This window comes from Kitasatospora sp. NBC_01300 (assembly GCF_041435235.1).
Lineage (GTDB): Bacteria > Actinomycetota > Actinomycetes > Streptomycetales > Streptomycetaceae > Kitasatospora.
This window is the reverse complement of sequence record NZ_CP108408.1, coordinates 6066287-6084777: the sequence shown is the minus strand read 5'-3', so window position 1 is coordinate 6084777 and position 18491 is coordinate 6066287. Positions and strand designations below refer to the sequence as shown.

Annotated in this window: 12 protein-coding genes and 1 riboswitch; of the genes, 4 read left to right on the top strand and 8 right to left on the bottom strand. The window is 76.2% G+C overall.

From position 1 onward, the window contains the following. Positions 1–165: 165 nt before the first annotated feature. Positions 166–951, bottom strand: a complete 786-nt coding sequence (locus OG556_RS26650) for an ABC transporter ATP-binding protein (RefSeq protein WP_371520212.1) — start codon at positions 949–951, stop codon at positions 166–168. Between the two features lie 100 nt (positions 952–1051). Then, positions 1052–2077: an ABC transporter substrate-binding protein gene (locus tag OG556_RS26645; RefSeq protein ID WP_371520209.1), complete on the bottom strand. Its 1026-nt coding sequence runs from the start codon at positions 2075–2077 to the stop codon at positions 1052–1054. Between the two features lie 105 nt (positions 2078–2182). On the opposite strand from OG556_RS26645, the gene fhuB reads away from it, so the two are divergent. From fhuB to OG556_RS26630, 3 genes are all read left to right on the top strand, one after another. After that, positions 2183–4348: a Fe(3+)-hydroxamate ABC transporter permease FhuB gene (gene fhuB, locus OG556_RS26640; RefSeq protein ID WP_371520206.1), complete on the top strand. Its 2166-nt coding sequence runs from the start codon at positions 2183–2185 to the stop codon at positions 4346–4348. A gap of 21 nt (positions 4349–4369) precedes the next feature. Then, the gene (gene fes / locus OG556_RS26635; RefSeq protein WP_371520203.1) at positions 4370–5485 is read left to right on the top strand and encodes an enterochelin esterase; all 1116 of its coding nucleotides are present in this window, start codon (positions 4370–4372) and stop codon (positions 5483–5485) included. 64 nt (positions 5486–5549) lie between these two features. Next, positions 5550–5610: riboswitch (guanidine-III (ykkC-III) riboswitch) on the top strand. Positions 5611–5622: 12 nt separating this feature from the next. After that, positions 5623–6477 carry an MBL fold metallo-hydrolase gene (locus OG556_RS26630; RefSeq protein WP_371520200.1) on the top strand — a complete coding sequence of 285 codons (855 nt, stop codon included), beginning with the start codon at positions 5623–5625 and terminating at the stop codon, positions 6475–6477. Between the two features lie 65 nt (positions 6478–6542). Here OG556_RS26630 and OG556_RS26625 read toward each other — a convergent pair whose 3' ends face one another. The 3 genes from OG556_RS26625 to OG556_RS26615 are packed head-to-tail and all read right to left on the bottom strand — an operon-like array spanning position 6543 to position 15455. Further along, complete coding sequence (locus OG556_RS26625; protein ID WP_371520197.1) at positions 6543–7943, bottom strand: DHA2 family efflux MFS transporter permease subunit; 1401 nt, start codon at positions 7941–7943, stop codon at positions 6543–6545. Continuing rightward, a complete protein-coding gene (locus OG556_RS26620; protein ID WP_063349847.1) occupies positions 7940–8125 on the bottom strand; it encodes an MbtH family protein in 186 nt (61 codons plus the stop codon). The genes OG556_RS26625 and OG556_RS26620 overlap by 4 nt, the downstream gene beginning before the upstream one ends. Then, a complete protein-coding gene (locus tag OG556_RS26615; protein WP_371520194.1) occupies positions 8118–15455 on the bottom strand; it encodes an amino acid adenylation domain-containing protein in 7338 nt (2445 codons plus the stop codon). Before OG556_RS26615 ends, OG556_RS26620 begins: the two co-directional genes overlap by 8 nt. Positions 15456–15579: 124 nt before the next feature. Here OG556_RS26615 and OG556_RS26610 point away from each other — a divergent pair, with 124 nt between their 5' ends. Beyond that, the gene (locus OG556_RS26610) at positions 15580–16704 is read left to right on the top strand and encodes an amidohydrolase (RefSeq protein WP_371520191.1); all 1125 of its coding nucleotides are present in this window, start codon (positions 15580–15582) and stop codon (positions 16702–16704) included. A gap of 142 nt (positions 16705–16846) precedes the next feature. Here the strand turns inward: OG556_RS26610 and OG556_RS26605 are convergent, their stop codons facing one another. From OG556_RS26605 to OG556_RS26595, 3 genes are read right to left on the bottom strand one after another with little or no spacing between them, the layout of a single operon-like run. Then, positions 16847–17608 carry an AMP-binding protein gene (locus tag OG556_RS26605; RefSeq protein ID WP_371520188.1) on the bottom strand — a complete coding sequence of 254 codons (762 nt, stop codon included), beginning with the start codon at positions 17606–17608 and terminating at the stop codon, positions 16847–16849. Beyond that, the gene (locus OG556_RS26600) at positions 17608–17832 is read right to left on the bottom strand and encodes a phosphopantetheine-binding protein (protein WP_063349844.1); all 225 of its coding nucleotides are present in this window, start codon (positions 17830–17832) and stop codon (positions 17608–17610) included. The genes OG556_RS26605 and OG556_RS26600 overlap by 1 nt, the downstream gene beginning before the upstream one ends. A gap of 5 nt (positions 17833–17837) precedes the next feature. Then, complete coding sequence (locus OG556_RS26595; protein WP_371520185.1) at positions 17838–18479, bottom strand: isochorismatase family protein; 642 nt, start codon at positions 18477–18479, stop codon at positions 17838–17840. Positions 18480–18491: the final 12 nt, after the last annotated feature.

Sequence of the window (18491 nt, the reverse complement as noted above, 5' to 3'; positions counted from 1 at the left end):
GCGATGCGAGGAACGTAGCGAGGCCCACTGACAAAGCGGCGCCCGCGGAGGCCGTTCCGCGGCCTCCGGGGCGCAAACCCGTCGAACGAGTGAACGGGGCAGGCGGCCCGCCGCCTGCCCCGCCACCCGCCTCCCGTCGTCCGCCAGGTCAGACCTGACGCATCGTCAACACACCGGCGCCGCCCGGGGAACGATCACCGGCGCGCCGTCGCCGGGGGCGGCGAGCACGTCGCTGTCGATGTCGTACAGCGCGCGCACGAGCGGCGCGTCGACCACCTCGCGGGGCGGTCCGCAGGCCACCACCGATCCGTCGCGCAGGGCGACGACCAGGTCGGCGTAGCGGGCCGCCGCCGCGAGGTCGTGCAGCACCATGACGACCGTCCGCCCGCCGGCGGCGACCTCCCGGACCAGCTCCAGCACCTCGACGGCGTGCCCGAGGTCGAGCGCGCTGGTGGGTTCGTCGAGCAGCACGACGGGCGCGTCCTGGGCGAGCACCATGGCGAGCCAGCAGCGCTGCCGCTGGCCGCCGGAGAGGCGGTCCAGCCGGCGGTCGGCGAGTTCCTCGACGCCGGTGGCGCGCAGCGCCCCGGCGGTGAGCCGCTCGTCGTCGGCCGACCACTGGCGGAAGAGCCCCTGGTGCGGGTGGCGGCCGTAGCGGACGAGTCCGGCGACGGTGACCGCCTCGGGGGCCTGCGGGCTCTGCGGGAGCAGCGCGACCCGGTGCGCGGCCTGGCGCGGCCGCAGCCGCCAGACGTCCTCTCCGCCGACCAGCACCCGCCCGCCCTCCGGCCGGTGCAGCCGGGCGACGGCCCGCAGCAGGGTGGACTTGCCGCAGCCGTTCGGGCCGACGACGGCCACCACCCGGCCGGCCGGGACGGTGAGGTCGACGCCGGCGAGCACCGGGCGGCCGGGGCCGTAGCCGGCGGTGAGGCCCTGGATCGTCAACTCCATCGCGGTTTCCTTCGGTTGGAGGGGGCTGCGGGCCGGCCGGCGAGGTGCCGGCCGGCCGGGCACGGGCCCGGACGAGGGCCCGACAGCGAACGCGGACCGGTCAGGAGGCGGCGAGCGCCTTGCCGATGTCGCCGATGACCACGTCGGCCGCGAGCGGCCCCCCGCGGGTGGACCAGACCGAACCGTCCACGGTGACGGCGTGCTTGTTCTTCACCGCGCCCAGCTCCTGGTAGGCGGGCTTGGACTGGACGTCCTTGAGCGCGGTCTTGCCGTCGTCGGTGAGGGTGGACAGGAACAGCCAGTCGCCGTCGATCTCGGCGAGCTTCTCCAGGCTGAGCGCCGGGCTGTGCGCGTTGCCGTCCTTGTCCTGCGCGGCCGGGCGGGTGAGGCCCATGTCGAGGGCGACGCCGCTGGCGAACTGCTTCTTCTCCATCCAGCTCGGCCCGGTCGGGTTCCAGCGGACGATGGAGACGGCCGCGCCCTTGTTCTTGCCGAGGTCTCCGCCGGCCTTGGCGGCCTTGGCCTCGTAGTCGGCGATCACCTTGTTGCTCTGGTCGAGCTTGTTGACGGCGTTTCCGATGCCGCGGAAGGCGAGCTTCCAGTCGTCGGTGGGCGCCATGGTGACGAGGGTGGCGGGGGTGATCTCGCGCAGCTGCTTGAGCATCTGCTCGTCCTGCATGTCGCCGGCCAGGATGAGGTCGGGCTTGGCGGCGATGACCTTGTCCATCACGGGCTGCAGCAGGTTGCCGACCACCGGGACGCCCTGGACCTTGTCCTTGAGGTAGGCCGGCGGCTCGTTGAGCCCCTGGCCGTTGGTGATGCCGACGGGCTTGACGCCGAGGGCGAGCACCGCGTCGAGGTCCTCCTGGGTGAGGGTGACGATCCGCTGGGGCGCGGCGGGGATCTCGACGGCCTTGCCGGTCGCGTCCTTGACGGTGCGCTTGCCGCCGGCCGCGTCCGCAGCCGGGCTGCCGGCGGCGGAGGAGGAGCCCGCGGAGCCCGAGGATCCGGAGGAGGACCCGGAGGAGCCGCACCCGGCGAGCAGGAGGGCGGCCGCCCCGGTGACGGCCAGCGCCCGGGCCGCACGGCGGCGGACGGGGTGGAGCGGGCTCTGGGCGAACGGCATGGGTGCCTCCGGGCAGCGGTGGTACGGGGGTTGGGCGGCGTCCGGGCGACCCGGCACGATGACGGTGCCCACAGGACGATGCGCTCATTAGGTTAGCCTTACCTTATGACATTGTCGCAAGTGGGCGCCCCTCGGGAGTCCCGCACCGAGCCGGACGCCCCGCCGCCACCGACGCCACCGCGCGGGGACGGCCGCCGCGCCGCCTGGCCGATCGCCCTCGGCGCGGTCGCGGTCCTGCTCGCCCTCGCCGCGCTCTCGCTGTCCGTCGGCGCCGGGGAGGTCGGCCCCGGGCGGGTGCTGGACTACCTGTTGGACCGCCACGGCGCCCGCGCGGACGGCCGGCTCGCCCTCGTCGTCGGCGACCTGCGCCTGCCCCGCACGGCCACCGCCCTGCTGGTCGGCGCCGCGCTCGGGGTCGCCGGGGCGCAGTTGCAGTCCGTCACCCGCAACCCGCTCGCCGAGACCGGACTGCTCGGCGTCAACGCCGGCGCCTCGCTGGGAGTCGTGCTCGGCATCGCCGTGCTCGGCGTCCAGACCTCGTACGGGTACCTGGCCTTCGCCTTCGGCGGCGCCGTGCTCGCCAGCACGCTGGTGCTGCTCATCGCGGGTGCCCGGGGCGGGTCCCCGATGCGGCTGGTGCTCGGCGGCTCCGCGGTCGGCGCCACCTTCGGCGGGCTCACCGGCGTGCTGATCGTCAACTCGCCCGAGGCGTACGACCGGTACCGGGTGTGGGTGCTGGGCTCGCTGGCCGGGGTGGAGGGCTGGACGACGCTGCGCCAGCTCGCCCCGGTGCTCGGCGTGGGCTTCCTGCTCGCCCTGCTCGCCACCCGGCCGCTCACCGCGCTCGCGCTCGGCGACGACCTCGCCCGCGGCCTCGGCCACCGGCCCGGCGCCACCCGGGCCGCCGTCGCCTTCGCCGTCACCCTGCTGACCGCCTCGGCCGTCGCGCTGGCCGGCCCGATCTCCTTCCTCGGCCTGCTCGCCGGGTTCCTGGCGCGGGCCGTCGCCGGCCCCAGGGTCGGGCAACTCACCGTGCTCGCCGGGCTGTTCGGCGCCGCCGTGCTCACCGGGGCCGATGTGCTGGCCCGGGTGGTGGCCCGCCCGTTCGAGGCGCCGGTGTCGGTGATCGTCTCCCTGGTCGGCGCCCCCGCGCTGATCGCGATCGTCCGCTCCCGCCGGACCGCCGCGCTCGGCATGGCCGACCCGGCCGAGCCCGCCCCCGTCCGGCGGTCCGAGCCGCCCGCGCCCAAACCCGACCTGGTGCTGCGGCGCGGCGCCTGGTCGCTGCTGCTCCCCCGCCGGGCACTGCTCGCCTCGCTCGCCCTGGCCGCGGCGCTGCTCGCCGTCGTCGTCGTGTCCGCCCACGCCGGGCAGAGCGAACTCGGCCTCGGCCGCACCCTCCAGGCCGTGTTCGGCTACGGCGACCGGCTGGACGTGCTGCTGGTGCAGAAGTTCCGGCTCGGCCGGATCGTCGCCGGGCTCGCCGCCGGCGCCGCCCTCGGCCTGGCCGGCTGCCTCACCCAGACCCTCGCCCGCAACCGCCTCGCCACCCCCGAACTGCTCGGCGTCAACGACGGCGCCACCGCCGCCGTCCTGATCTCCGCCACCGTCTCCGGCACCTTCGGCGCCTGGTGGGCCGGCCCGCTCGGCGCGCTGGCCGCCGTCCTGGTCGTCACCCTGGTCTCCGGCGGGCTCGGCGCGCAGGGCTACCGGGTGCTGGTCGTCGGCCTCGCGATGTCCGCGCTCGCCTCGGCCGTCATCCAGGTCGCGCTCGCCCGCCGCTCGCTCAACTCGGCCGGCTCGCTGTACGTCTGGACCTCCGGCAGCCTCAACGGGCGGGACTACGCCATCGCCACCCCGGTCCTGATCGGGCTGGCCGTGCTCGTGCCGCTCGCGCTGGCGGTGGCCCGGCGGCTGGCGGTGCTCCGCTTCGACGACAGCGTGGCCGCCTCGCTGGGCGTCGACCCGGGCCGGGTCCGGCTCGGCTGCCTGCTGCTGGCCGTCGCGCTGGCCGGGCTGGCCGTCGGCGTGTGCGGGCCGGTCGGCTTCGTCGCGCTGGCCGCGCCCGTGATCGCCGGGCGGCTGGCCGGGCCGGCGCGCGTGCCGGTCCTCGGCTCGGCACTGACCGGCGCCGTCCTCGTCGTACTCGCCGACACCGTGGGGCGGGTGCTGATCGGCGGGGTGGAGATCCCCGTCGGCATCGTCACCACCGTCCTCGGCGGCCCCTTCCTGCTCTGGGTGCTGCTCGGCCGCAAGGGCACCCCCGCCTAACCTCCCCGAGGAGTCCCGCAGATGGAAACCCTTCCCCTCGTCGAGCCCGATCCGGCCGACCCCGCCTACCGCCTGGTCACCTTCGTGCACGAGGACGCGTCCTGCGACGGCGTGCTCGCCCTCCTGCACACCGTCACCGACAAGGACCGGCACGCCGGCGACCTCGCCCCGCACCTGATGACCCGCCGCGACGACGGCCGCTGGTCGATCACCTACCGGCTGCGCGCCGACCACCGGGCGTCCTACCAGCTGTACCCGTTCCGGGGGGACGCCCCCGGCACCGCCCGGGCGGACTGGCTGCGCGTCCTCGACCACGCCCGCCCCGACCCGCACGACGCCGCCCCCCGGCTGCCCGCCCGCGACGGGCGCCACCCGTCGTCCGTGCTCAGCCTGCCCGACGCCCCCGCCCAGCCGTACGTCCGGCGGCGCGACGGCGTGCCGCGCGGGCGAACGGTGGCCCACGAGGTGGCCGGGCGGCGGGTGGACGTCCACCTCCCCGCCGGGGGCGGGCCCTCCGCCGGTGACGGGCCGTTCGCGGTGGCCGTGCTGCTGGACGGCGAGATGTGGGGCGAGGTGCTGTCGGTCGGCGACACCCTCGACAACCTGACGGCGGACGGCGCCATCCCGCCCACCGTCGCCCTGCTCGTCCACACCATGGGCCCCTGCCGCCCCGACGACCTCAGCTGCAACCCGGCCTTCGTCGACCTCCTCGCCGACCGCCTCCTCCCCTGGGCGGCGGCGGAGTTCGGCACCACCACCGACCCGGCCGACACCGTCATCGCCGGCCAGAGCGCGGGCGGCCTCACCGCCGCCTTCGCCGCGTTCCGGCGCCCCGACCGCTTCGGCGGCGCGCTCTGCCAGTCCGGTTCCTTCTGGTGGCCGGACGAGACCGAGTTCGACGAGGGCAGTGAGTGGCTGACCCGCCAATTCGCCCGCGAGCAGCGGCGGGAGGCCCGGTTCTACGTCGAGGTCGGCCTCCAGGAGTGGATGCTGCTCCCGCAGAACCGCCACCTGCGCGACGTCCTCACCGCCCGCGGCTACGACCTCGCGTACCGCGAGTTCAACGGCGGCCACGACTACGCCTGTTGGCGCGGCGGGCTGGCGGACGGGCTGGCGCACCTGCTCGGGGGTGCCTGACGGTCCCCACCGGATCGGCGGACCGGCGCGCGGCGACGGGGGCGTGCTAGCGTCCCGGTGGCGGCGCGCCGGTGACCGCCCCGGACGAGATGTGCGCCGTACCCGGCCCGCCAAGACGACGCACCGAAGGAGACGTCATGGCCGCCGGTGCCCCGATCGCCCGTCCGCTCGACGTGCGGTGGATCCACGGGTCCCCGTCCGCGAAGCACAACACGGACCCGGACATCCAGGTCCACGCGTACGACGAGCACACCGTCATCCTGCGGCAGAACAAGGCGGTCAACTACGAGGCGCCGTTCCTGTTCCTGCTGTTCGGGGGCGAGCGGGCGGTCCTGATCGACACCGGGGCCACCGCCTCCGCCGCGTACTTCCCGCTGCGCACCGTGGTCGACGGGCTCATCGACCGGTGGCTCGCCGACCACCCCCGCGACGGCTACGGACTGCTCGTCCTGCACACCCACCCGCACGGCGACCACGTCGCGGGCGACGGGCAGTTCGCCGACCGGCCCGCGACGACCCTGGTCGGCGCCGACCCGGCCACGGCCTGGCCGTACTTCGGCTTCGACCAGGACCCGGACGCCGTCGCGCGGGTGGACCTGGGCGGCGGCCGGGTGCTCGAATGCCTGGCCACCCCGGGCCACCACCCGGCGGCCGTCACCTACTACGACCCGTGGACGGGCCTGCTGCTCACCGGCGACACCGTCTACCCGGGCCGCCTCTACATCGACGACTGGCCGGCCTTCACCCGCACCGTCGACCGGCTGATCGACTTCGCCGAACGCCGCCCGGTGACGCACCTGCTCGGCTGCCACATCGAGATGACCCGCACCCCCGGCGTCGACTACCCCATCCGCACGACCCACCAGCCCGACGAGCCGCCCCTGCAGCTGACCGTCGGACACCTCCGGGCCATCCGCACCGCACTCGCCGACCTCGGCGACCGGCCGCGCCGGCACGCCCTGCCCGACCTGATCCTCTGGCCGAGCGCCTGAGCCCAGAAGGCCGCGCCCAACGAGCTGACGCCGCACCCCGCGATCGCGGGGTGCGGCGTGGCTGTTCAGTCGACGGGGGGTGGTCCCGGCGCCTCCCGGGGGAGGCGGGCGGTGAGGAGGGTGCCGGCGGCGACCAGGGCGGCGGTGAGCAGGAGGGCGAGGCGGTAGGGGCCGGGTGAGCCGCCGTCGGTGTCCAGGGCGCCGATGAGGGCGGCGGTGGCGGCGATGCCGAGGGCGCCGCCGAGGGTGCGGACGATGGTGAACAGGCCCATGGCGCGGCCCATCGCGGGCCCGGGGACGTCGGCGAAGCCGGCGATCTGGACGGTGAGCACGGCGGTGCCCAGGACGAGCCCGACCGCGAACATCAGCGCCCGTACGGCCCAGGGGTTCTCGGCGAAGCCGAGGGCGGCCAGGACGAGGGCGGCGAGCAGCAGCGCGGGCAGCGCGAGGCGGCGGGGGCCGAACCGGGGCAGCAGGCGGTCGACCACCTGGGAGGCGGCCATCAGGCCGATCGCCTCGGGGAAGACGCTCAGCCCGGCGTCGAGGGCCGAGGCCCCGAGGGCGGCCTGGTAGAGCAGCGGGAGGACGAACAGCGCGCCCATCAGGCCGGCCGAGGTGAGCAGGGCCAGCCAGGTGGCGGTGCCGAAGGTGCGGTCGGCGAGCTGTCGCAGGTCCACCAGCGGTTCGGCGGCGCGGAGTTGGTGGCGCACGGCGATGCCGAGCAGGACGAGGCCGGCCACGCCGCTGAGCGCCACTCCCGGCGAGGACCAGCCGTGCGCCGGGCCGAAGCCGAGCGCGTAGGTGAGCAGTCCGAGGCCGGGGGTGGCGAGCAGGAAGCCGGTGGTGTCGAAGCGGCCGGCCGGGGGCTCGTCCGCCGCGCGCAGGCCGACGAGCCCGGTCACGACGGCCGCGACCCCGATCGGCACGTTGACCAGGAACAGCCAGTGCCAGGAGAGGTGTTCGGTCAGGAGGCCGCCGAGCGGCGGGCCGAGGGCGGGCATCAGGGCGGTCGGGACGATCAGGATCCGGCTCAGGCCGGCCCGTTCGTGCGGGGCGAAGGCCCGGAACAGCAGGGTCATCCCGACGGGGGTGAGCAGCCCGCCGGCCACGCCCTGGACGGCCCGCGCGGCGGCGAGCGAGCCGAGGCCGGGCGCGGCGGCGCACAGGGCGGAGGCGAGGGTGAACGCGGCCAGGGAGCCGAGGAAGACCCGTTTCACGCCGAACCGGTCGCCGAGCCAGCCCGCCACCGGCAGGCCGACGGCGAGGCCGACCAGGAAGGCCGTCTCGACGGCGTTGGCGGCCGAGACGGGCCGCCCGAAGTCCTCGGCGATGGTGAACAGCGCGGGGTTGACGATGGTCGAGTCCAGGCCGTTCATGCACATCGCGGCGGTGTAGACCACGACCACCGCGGCGCGCCCCGCGAGCAGGGGGCGCGCCGGGGCGGCCTCGACGGCCGGAGGGGTCACAGGTCGGTCCAGTGGGCGGTGATCCACTGCACGGCGTCGGCGCGCTCGCACGGGCCGTGGGAGACGTTCCAGCCGGCCGGGACGGCGGCGAAGGCCGGCCAGAGCGAGTGCTGGCCCTGGTCGTTGACGAGGGCGAGGAACTCGCCGTCGCCGTCGAAGGGGTTGGCGGGGGCGTCACTCATCGGAGGACTTCTCCAGGTGGTCGGTGATCACGCGGGCGATGTGCGCGATCGGGGCGGGCAGGGTCATGTCCTTGTGCGAGCAGGCGACGTCGGTGTTGTCGATGCGGCCGGACACGTACGGGGTCCAGAGTTCGGGCACCAGGGTCTCGTCGATGGTGTCGACGGTGGCGCGGAAGAACAGCACGTCGCCGTCGAAGGGGCGGTGGTCGTGGCCCCGGACGAGGTGGTTGGTGTTGAGGTAGATCCGGTTGAGGGCGGCCACGGTGGCGTCGTCGAGTCCGGCGAGCGGGCTGCCCTCGCGGCGCAGCAGCTCGGTGACGGCGGCGAGTTCGAGCGGCCGCCCGGCGAGGTCCTCGGGGCCGTAGCCGCCCATGGTGAGCAGCGCCTCCAGCGCCTCGGCCTGGTCGGGGACGGGCAGGTCGCGGAAGCCCTCGGCGGGGTAGGCGTCCAGGATCGCGAGCAGTTCGACGGCGTGGCCGAGGTCCTGGAGCCGGACGGCGACGGCGTGCGCGATGATCCCGCCGGTGGACCAGCCGAGCAGCCGGTACGGGCCCTCGGGCTGGACCTCGCGCAGCCGGTCGACGTAGTGCGCGGCCAGTTCGTCCAGGGTCTGCGGCAGGGGCCGGGCCGCCGTGGCGGCGCCGACGCCCTGGGCCTGGAGGCCGTAGATCGGCAGGTCGGCGGGCAGGTGGCGGATCAGGCCGGTGTAGCACCAGCTGAGGCCGCCGGCGGGGTGGACGGCGAACAGCGGGGTACGGCGTCCGGGCGCGGCGGGCCGCAGCGGGAGCAGGACGTCCAGCGCGTCGGCGTCCTGCGAGCCGGCCGCCAGGGCCGTGTCGAGGGCGGCGACGGTGGGCGACTGGAACAGGGTGCCGATGCCGACGTCCAGGCCGAGCAGTTCGCGGATCCGCCCGGCGAGGCGGACGACCAGCAGCGAGTGGCCGCCGAGGGCGAAGAAGTCGTCGTCGACGCCGACCGTCGCGACGCCCAGCACCTCGGCGAAGAGTTCGCACAGATGCTGTTCGCGCGGGGTGCGCGGCGGGCGTCCGGCGCCGGTGGCGGGCGCGTCGGGGGCGGGCAGGGCGCGGCGGTCGAGCTTGCCGTTGGCGGTGAGCGGCAGCCGGTCGAGCAGGACGACGGCGGAGGGCACCATGTGGGCGGGCAGTTCGGCGGCGGCGTGGGCGCGCAGGTCCTCGGGGGTGGGGGCGGCGGCGCCGTTCGACTCCTCGGGGCCCGCCGTCGTGACCGCGTAGCCGACCAGGCGCTTGTCGCCCGGGGCGTCCTCGCGGACGACCACGGCGGCGTCGGCGACGCCCGGGTGGGCGGCCAGCACGGCCTCGATCTCGCCGAGTTCGATCCGGAAGCCGCGCAGCTTCACCTGCTGGTCGGCGCGGCCGAAGTACTCCAGGACGCCGTCGGCGCGGCGGCGGGCGAGGTCGCCGGAGCGGTACATCCGGGTGCCGCGCTCGCCGAACAGTTCGGCGTACGGGTCGGCGACGAAGCGTCCGGCGGTGAGGTCGGGGCGGCCGAGGTAGCCGCGGGCCAGGCCGGCCCCGGCGACGTACATCTCGCCGGTGACGCCGGGCGGGACGGGCTGGAGGTGCTGGTCCAGGACGTAGACCCGCAGGTCGGGGATGTTGACGCCGATGGTGCTGCTGCTTCCGGCGGCGGCGGTGGCCCGGTCGAGGGCGATGTAGGAGACGTGCACGGTGGTCTCGGTGATGCCGTACATGTTGACCAGGGTGGGCGCGTCCTCCGGGTGGCGGGCGTACCAGTCGTCGAGCCGGGCCAGTTCGAGCGCCTCGCCGCCGAACACCACGTAGCGCAGGGCGAGTTCGGAGCCGGGGCGGTCCCGGTCGGCGGCGCTGAGCTGGTAGAAGGCGGACGGGGTCTGGTTGAGCACGGTGACGCGTTCGCGGGCGAGCAGGTCGAGGAAGGCCGCCGGGTCGCGGCTGACCAGGTGCGGGACGACGACCAGGCGGCCGCCGTGCAGCAGGGCCCCCCACAGCTCCCAGACGGAGAAGTCGAAGGCGTAGGAGTGGAAGAGGGTCCAGACGTCGTCGGCGCCGAAGCCGAACCAGTGGTCGGTGGAGCTGAACAGCCGGACCACGTTGTGGTGGGTGACGGGGACGCCCTTGGGCCGGCCGGTGGAGCCGGAGGTGTAGATGACGTAGGCGGTGTCCTCGGCGCGCAGCGGGCGGGTGCGCTCGTGCTGGGCCAGCGGGGTGGCCGGGTGGACGGCCGACTCCGGGCCGTCGACGAGCAGTTGGGGCACCTGGTGGGCGGGCAGCCGGGGCGCGGTGGCGCGGTCGGTGAGCAGGGCGGCGGGGGTGGCGTCGGCCAGCATGTAGGCGAGGCGGTCGGCCGGGTAGTCGGGGTCGAGCGGCAGGTAGGCGGCGCCGGACTTGGCCACCGCGAGGAGGGCGACGACGAGTTCGAGCGAGCGCGGCAGGGCGAGGGCGACGATGGTGCCGGGGCCGATGCCGTTGGCGGCCAGCAGCCGGGCCAGGCGGTCGGCGCGGGCGGCGAGCTCGGTGTAGTCGAGCTGCTCGTCACCGCAACTGACGGCGACGGCCCGCGGGTTGGCGGCGGCCGCGGCTTCGAACAGCTCGGCCAGGGTGGCGCCCGGGGCCGAGGTGTGCGGAGTCGAGGCGTGCGGAGCCGAGGTGTGCGGAGCCGAGGTGTGCGCGGCCGAGGTGTCCGGGGTCAGGGCGTGCGGCGCCGACGTGTGCGGGGTGCCGTTCCACTCGACGAGGGCGCGCAGCCGCTCCTCCTCGCCGATCAGCGGGAGCCGGCCGATCGCGGTGTCGGGGGCGGTGGCGGCGGCGGTGAGCAGCCGGGCGAGGCGGGTGGCGAGCCCTTCGACGGTGGCGGCGTCGAAGAGGTCGGTGCGGTACTCCAGGAAGCCGCCGATGCCGCCGCCGGGGAGCTCGCCCGCGTTGAGGGTGAGGTCGAACTTGGCGGTGCCGCTGGGGACGGCGGCGATCCGGGCGGTGAGGCCGCCGCCCAGCGGGTGGGGCTCGTCGGGGCGGCTCTGCCAGGCGAGCATCACCTGGAACAGCGGGTGGCGGGCGAGGGAGCGCGGCGGGTTGAGCTCCTCGACCAGGCGGTCGAAGGGCAGGTCGGCGTGCTCGTGGGCGGCGAGGACGGTGCCGCGGACCTTGCCGAGCAGCTCGCGGAAGGTCGGGTCGCCCGAGGTGTCGGTGCGCAGGACCACGGAGTTGACGAAGTAGCCGACCAGGTCGGCGGTCTCGGGGTCGTCGCGGCCGGCGACCGGGGTGCCGACGGGGATGTCGGTGCCGCAGCCGTGCCGGGTGAGCAGGGCGGCGAGTCCGGCCTGGACGGCCATGAAGACGGTGCCGCCGGCCGACCGGGCGAGCTCGGCGAGGGCGGTGTGGGCCTCGGCGTCGAGGGTGAAGGGCACGGTGGCGCCGTGGTGGCCGGCGACGGCCGGGCGCGGGCGGTCGGTGGGCAGTTCCAGCTGGTCGGGCAGGCCGGCCAGGGCGGTGCGCCAGTACTCCGACTGCCGCGCGGCGAGCGGGCTGGGCGCCTCGGTGGTGCCGAGCAGCTGCCGCTGCCAGGCCGTGTGGTCGGCGAACTGCACGGCGGGCGACGGGAGTTCCGGTGCGCGCCCGGCCAGCCGGGCGGTGTAGGCGGCGGCGAGGTCGCGGACCAGCGGGGTGGTGGAGGCGCCGTCGCTCGCGATGTGGTGGAGCAGCAGGAGCAGGGTGTGTTCGGCCGGGCCGTGGGTGAACAGGGTGGCGCGCAGCGGCGGCCGACCGGTGAGGTCGAAGGCGTGCCGGACGGCTTCGGCGAGCTCGGTGCCGTCGTGCAGGTCGACGGGCGCGGCGGGCAGCACCCGCTGGTACGGCGTGCCGTCCGGCTCCTCGCCGTAGACCGTGCGCAGCACCTCGTGCCGGGCGGTGAGGTCGCCGAGGGCGAGGGTGAGGGCGGTGCGGTCGAGCGGGCCGGTGAGGGTGAGGGCGAGCGGGATGTTGTAGGTGGGGCTGGGGCCCTGGAGCCGGTGCAGGAACCACAGGCCGCGCTGGGCGGGCGACAGCGGCATCCGTTCGGTGCGCGGCACGGGCACCAGCGCGGGGCGGGCCTCGGGCTCGCCGCCGGGGTGCGTGTCGAGCAGGGCGGCGAGGGCGGCCGGGGTCGGGTGGCGGAAGACGTCGGCGAACCCGACGGCGGTGGCGAAGGTCTCGCGCAGCCGGGCCGCGAGCCGGCCGGCCAGCAGCGAGTGGCCGCCGAGGTCGAAGAAGGAGGCGTCCCGCCCGGGTGCCTGCGGCAGGTCGAGGACGTCGGCGAACAGCCCGCAGACCAGTTCCTCCTGCGGCGTGGCCGGGGCCGTGCCGGGCTCGGCGGCGGCGGGCTCGGGCAGGGCGCGGTGGTCGAGCTTGTCGTGGGCGGTGCGCGGCAGTTCGTCGAGGACCAGGACGGCGGCCGGGACCATGTGTCCGGGCAGCCGGGCGGCGAGCGCGGCCCGCAGCGCGGCCGGGTCGAGGGCGACGCGGGGGGCGGGGGCGGGCTCGGCTGCGCCCCCGGTGACGGTCTCGGGGACGGCCTCGGACTCGGGAGCCGCCTCGGGAAGGGCCTCCGGGACGACGTACCCGAGCAGCCGCTTGCCCTGCGGACCGGAGCGGGCGATCACCACGGCCTGGGCGACGCCCGGCAGTTCGGCGAGGACGGCGGCGATCTCGCCGGGCTCGATCCGGAAGCCGCGGATCTTCACCTGGTCGTCGGCGCGGCCGAGGAACTCCAGGGTGCCGTCCGGTCGGCGGCGGGCGAGGTCGCCGGTGCGGTACATCCGGTCGCCGGGCGGGCCGAACGGGTCGGCTAGGAAGCGCTCGGCGGTGAGGTCGGGGCGGCCGAGGTAGCCCCGGGCCAGGCAGGCCCCGGCGACGTACAGTTCGCCGGCGACGCCGTCGGGCGCGGGGCGCAGCGAGCCGTCGAGGACGTAGGCGCGGGAGCCGCGCACCACCCGGCCGACCGGGGCGCCGTCCGGGCCGGGCGTCCAGGCGTAGGCGTCGACGGTCGTCTCGGTCGGGCCGTAGAGGTCGATCGGGTGCAGGCCGGGTGCGGCGGTGAGGCGCTGCCAGAGGGCGGGCGGGGTGGCCTCGCCGCCGACCGCGATGACCGCCGGGCGGTGCCACTCCTCGTCCAGGATGCCTTCGGAGAGCAGGACTTCGAGGTAGGAGGGGGTGACGTCGAGGTAGTCGACGCGCTCCCGGTGCAGGTGGCCGGCCAGGGCGGCCGGGTCGCGGTAGGTGGCGTCGTCGAGCAGGTGCAGCTCGTGGCCGTGGACCATCCACAGCACCGGGTCCCAGGAGGCGTCGAAGGCGAACGAGGCGCTGTGGGCGACGCGCAGGCGCTCGCGGCCGGTGCGGCGCACGGCCGGGGCGATGTGGTCCTCGCCGTGGCCCGCGTACAGGTTGGCCAGCGAGGCGTGGGTGACGACGACGCCCTTGGGGCGGCCGGTGGAGCCGGAGGTGTGCAGCACGTAGGCGGCGTGGTGGGGCCGGGGGGCCGGGGGTGCGGTGGCGGGCTCGGCGTCCGCGTCCCCGGGAAGAACGGCGGGCAGGCCGGCCGGCAGGTCCAGTTGGGCGAGGGCCTCGGCGGTGCCGACCGCGCAGACCGGGCGGGCGTCGTCCAGGACGGCGGCCAGGCGCTGCCGGGGGTGGGCGAGGTCGAGGGAGACGCAGGCGCCGCCGGCCTTGAGCACGCCGAGCATCGCGACCAGGGTGTCCACGCCGCGCGGCAGGGCGAGCGCGACCGGCGCACCGGCGCGCACGCCGAGGGCGTTCAGGCGGTGGCCGAGGCGGTTGGCGGCGGCGTCCAACTCGGCGAAGGTGAGGGCGACTTTGCCGCTGCGGACGGCGACGGCGGCCGGGGTGCGGGCGGCCTGCGCGGCGAACAGCTCGGGCAGCGTGCGGTCGAGCGGCGGCTCCGTGCGGCCGGCGGTGGCGCGGCGCAGGCCGTCCGGGTCGAGCAGGTCGATCCGGGCGATGGGCGTCTGCGGCGCGGTGAGCAGCAGGTCGGCGAGGGCGTCGAGGTAGCGCAGCAGCCCGTCCCGGTGGGCGGCGAGCGAGGCGGCGTCGTGGCGGGCGGGGTCGGCGTCCAGGACGAGGCGCAGCGCGCCGCCGGGGGCGGGCGAGACGCCGACGGCGAGGTCGTCGACGGGCCCGGCGGCGAGGTTGCGGACGACGCCGGGCAGGCCGGCCAGGTCGAGATCGCCCTCGAAGGCCTTGATGTTGACCATCGGGCCGAACAGGGCGCGCCGCTCGCCGGTCAGCCCGAGGTCGCGGCGCAGGTCCTCCAGCGGGTAGCGCTGGTGGCGGCGGACGGCGCGCAGTTCGCGGACCACCCGGCGCAGCAGCGCCTCGGCGCTGTCGGCGGGGCGGACGGCCAGGCGCAGCGGGAGGACGTTGGCGGTGGCGACGGGGGTGCGCAGGGCGGCCGGTCCGCGGCGGTTGGCGAGCGGCAGGCCGAGCACGACGTCCTCGGTGCCGGCCAGGCGGTGCAGGTAGCCGGCGGTGGCGGCGAGGAGCAGTTCGGCCCAGGTGGCGCGGGCGGTGGCGGCGGCGCGCTCCAGGCGGTCGCGGGTGCCGGCGGGCAACTCGGCGGTGAGGCGCAGGGAGGCCTGGGACGGGGTCGCGGACGGCGCGGGCGCCGGGCTGCCCGGCAGGGTCGCCGGGGTGTCGGCGCCGGCCAGGCGGTCGGCCCAGTAGACGCGGTCGGCCGGGTACTCCTCGCCGTCCCGGTAGGCGGCCTCCTCGGCGGCGACCTCGGCGAGGGTGGCGAACGGGCGCGCGGCGGGCTCGGTGCCGGTGGCGTGCGCGGTGTACAGCTCGGCGAGGCGCTCGCCGAGGAGGTTCAACGCGTAGGCGTCGACGGCGAGGTGGTGGATCCGCCGGTACCACTGGTACCGGTCGTCGGCGAGGCGGATCAGCGCGTGGGTGAACAGCGGGCCCTCGGCGAGGTCGGCCGGGCGGGCGAGGTCGACGCGCATCCAGGCCTCGGCCTCGGCGGCCGGGTCGTGCGCGGCGCGCAGGTCGAGGTGGTGCAGCGGCCAGCGGCGGCCGGGGCGCGGCTGCTGGCGGGGCGTGCCGTCCGGGCCGGTGACGACGACGGCGCTCAGCGCCTCGGCCTCGTCGACCGCCTGCCGCAGCGCGTCCTCGAACCGGGCCTCGTCGAGCGGGCCGGTGATCTCGACGGCGTCGCCGGTGTTGTAGACCGGGCTGTCGGGGTCGAGTGACTGCGCGTACCAGATGGCGGCCTGGGCGGCGAGCAGCGGGACATCGACGGCCTGGGTTTCGACGGCAGGCATGGTTCGGGGTGCTCCTCGGGGTCCGGCGAACGAAACGCCTAGTTAGGTTAGCCTAATCTAACTTCATATGATCTGGTCAATGGCCCCCCAGTGCGGGGGCCCTGACACCACGGAGGCGCCGCCCATGCCCCTGACCGCGACCAAACAGGCCGTCCGCGAACGCATCCACGCGCACCGCGCGGAACTGCTCGCGCTCAGCCACCGCATCCACGCCCACCCCGAGACCGCGTTCGAGGAGCACCGCGCGGCCGCCTGGTGCGCCGAACTCCTGCGCGCCCACGGCTACGCCGTCACCGCGCCCGCGCACGGACTCGACACCGCGTTCACCGCGAGCCTCGGCAGCGGGCCGGTCACCGTCGCCCTCGTCTGCGAGTACGACGCGCTGCCCGGCCTCGGGCACGCCTGCGGGCACAACCTGATCGCCGCCGCCGGCCTCGGCGCGGCGCTCGGCCTCGCCCCGTACGCCGACCAACTCGGGCTCACCGTACGGGTGATCGGCGCACCGGCCGAAGAGCGCGGAGCCGGAAAGGCACTGCTGCTGGAGGCGGGCGCCTTCGACGGCGTGGACGCGGCGATGATGGTGCACCCCTGCCCGGTCGAGGTCGCCGACTTCCGCTCCTTCGCGCTCGGCACCCTCTCCGTCCGCTACACCGGCCGCGCCGCCCACCCGAGCCTCAACCCGCACCAGGGACGCAACGCCGCCGACGCCCTCACCGTCGCCCAGGTCGCCCTCGGGCTGCTGCGCCAGCACCTGCCGCCGCAGTGGCGGGTGCACGGCATCACCACCGCCGCCGGCACCGCACCCAACCTGATCCCCGACAGCGCGAGCGCGGAGTACGAGATCCGCGCCTCGGCGGCCGAGGACCTCGCGCAGCTGCGCGCCCGGGTCGAGGACTGCTTCCGGGCCGGGGCGCTCGCCACCGGCTGCGAGGTGACGCTCGACCGACCCGAACCGGACTACCTGGACATGCGCTCCGACCCCGCCCTGCTCGACCTCTGGCGGGCCAACGCGGCGGCGCTCGGCCGGCCGGAACCGGTCGAGAGCGGGCCGTTCGCGTGCACCGACATGGGTAACGTCTCCCACGCCGTGCCCGCCATCCACCCGGTGCTGGACATCACCGGCGGCGCCTGCGCCCCGCACGAGGCCGCGTTCGCCGAGGCCGCGGTGGGGGCGGAGGCCGACCGGGCGGTGCTGGACGGCGCGGTCGCCATGGCCTGGACGGCGGCGGACCTGGCGGCGAGCGGCTGACGATCGGCGGCTGACGGCTGGCGACCGACAGATGACAACTTTCAGATAACAGATTTCATCATCTGTTATCTGAAAGTTGTTCGCTGAACATCGTCACCCGTTCGCCGCCCCAGCCCCAGCCCCAGGCCCGCCCCCGCTGCCGTCAGCCGCCCAGCAGAGCGGCCGGCGACGCCCGCACCGCCGTGACGCCCAGCTCCCGCACCAGCTCCCCGACCTCGCCCGGCCGCTGCGGGTCGGCCAGCACCACGGCGGCGCCGGTCCGCAACGGCCAGAGGAACTCCCAGAGCGGCAGGCCCAGTTGCAGCACCCGGTCACCCGGGCCGAGCGGGTGGGCCGCCTGGAGCTCGCGCACCCGGCGGTCGGCCTCGGCGTGGGTGAGCCGGACGGCGTCCGGGCGCCCGCCCGGGCCGTACCCGACGCACAGCAGGTGCTGCGGCGTGAGCGCCCGGGGCGGGTCGGTGGCCAGCTCGCCGTCCACGTCCAGCCCGTTCAGCGCCTCCGGCACCCCCTCCCCCAGCACGCAGACCGGCGCGGTCTCCGCGAGCAGCTGCTCCCGGCGCCCGGGTGCGTCCGCCGGGTCCAGCGGCAGGTACGCCGCGCCGGACTTGACCACCGCGAGCAGCGCGGTGAGCAGCTGCGCCGGGTGGCGGGCCGGCGCCAGGCCGACCACCGCCCCCGGCCGGGCGCCGCGCGCGGCCAGGGCGCGCGCCAGCCGGTTGGCCGCGGCGTTCAGGTCCCGGTAGGTGACGACCGCGCCGCCCGCGAGCAGCACGGCGGGGGCGTCCGGGGTCCGGGCGGCCTGCGCCTCGACCGGCCCGACGACGGTGGTCGGCGGGTACTTCGCCGCCCGGTCCGTGCGCGGGGGCGCCTGCGGCCCGGCGGCCTCCAGCAGCACGGTCTCCATCAGGCCGCGCCGAGCAGTGCGGCCCAGGCCTCGACGGCCGGGCGCTCGGCCAGTTGCACGAACGCCACCTCGGCGCCCTCGGCCCGCCAGCGCTCGGCGAGCGCCATCAGCCGGACCGAGTCCAGGCCCCAGTCGGCCAGGTTCTCGTCCAGCGGGACGTCCGCCGGGTCCTCGCCGAGCAGGTCGGCGACCTCGGCCCGGATCCGCTCCACGGTGAAGGCCATGCCCGTCACTTCCCTTCCAGCATCGCGAGGACGGCGTCGGTGGTGGTGACCTGCCCGCAGCGGCCGGCCACCCAGGACAGCGCCGCGCGGTGCTCGTCCGGGCCGAAGTCGGCGACCGCGTCGGCCACCACGAAGGCCGGCAGGTCGCGCATCCAGGCGTCGCAGGCGGTGGCCTGCACCCCGATGTGCGCGTACACGCCGGTGATCACCAGCTGGTCGCGGCCGTGCTCGCGCAGCAGCCGGTCCAGATCGGTGCGCACGAAGGCGCTGTACTTCCACTTGGTGAGCAGCGTGTCGCCCGGTGCGGGGGCGACGGCGTCGGCGATCGCCGTCGCGCGCGGGTCGTCCGGGATGCCCGGGCCCCAGAAGTCCTGCTGGAGGCCGCGCTCGGCCGGGCTCTGCCCGCCGGGCTGGGCCGAGTAGAGCACCGGCATGCCGTGGGCGCGCGCCGCCTCGGCCAACCGGCCGACGTTCCCGAGGAGTTCGGGCACCGGCGCGGCGGCGGCGTCGAAGGCGTCCAGGAAGTGGTTCTGCAGGTCGTGCACCAGCAGCACGGCGCGGTCCGGATCGACCGTCCACTCGACCCGGTTGGCGGGCAGTTCGGTGGCGGCGGGCAGGGGATAGGAGGGAATGCGGGGCAGGCCCACGGTGGTCTTTCC

Coding starts and splice junctions, on each gene's coding strand:
- OG556_RS26650 (WP_371520212.1), bottom strand. CDS start 951: ATGGAGTTGACGATCCAGGGCCTCACCGCCGGCTACGGCCCCGGCCGC.
- OG556_RS26645 (WP_371520209.1), bottom strand. CDS start 2,077: ATGCCGTTCGCCCAGAGCCCGCTCCACCCCGTCCGCCGCCGTGCGGCC.
- fhuB (WP_371520206.1), top strand. CDS start 2,183: ATGACATTGTCGCAAGTGGGCGCCCCTCGGGAGTCCCGCACCGAGCCG.
- fes (WP_371520203.1), top strand. CDS start 4,370: ATGGAAACCCTTCCCCTCGTCGAGCCCGATCCGGCCGACCCCGCCTAC.
- OG556_RS26630 (WP_371520200.1), top strand. CDS start 5,623: ATGGCCGCCGGTGCCCCGATCGCCCGTCCGCTCGACGTGCGGTGGATC.
- OG556_RS26620 (WP_063349847.1), bottom strand. CDS start 8,125: ATGAGTGACGCCCCCGCCAACCCCTTCGACGGCGACGGCGAGTTCCTC.
- OG556_RS26615 (WP_371520194.1), bottom strand. CDS start 15,455: ATGCCTGCCGTCGAAACCCAGGCCGTCGATGTCCCGCTGCTCGCCGCC.
- OG556_RS26610 (WP_371520191.1), top strand. CDS start 15,580: ATGCCCCTGACCGCGACCAAACAGGCCGTCCGCGAACGCATCCACGCG.
- OG556_RS26605 (WP_371520188.1), bottom strand. CDS start 17,608: ATGGAGACCGTGCTGCTGGAGGCCGCCGGGCCGCAGGCGCCCCCGCGC.
- OG556_RS26600 (WP_063349844.1), bottom strand. CDS start 17,832: ATGGCCTTCACCGTGGAGCGGATCCGGGCCGAGGTCGCCGACCTGCTC.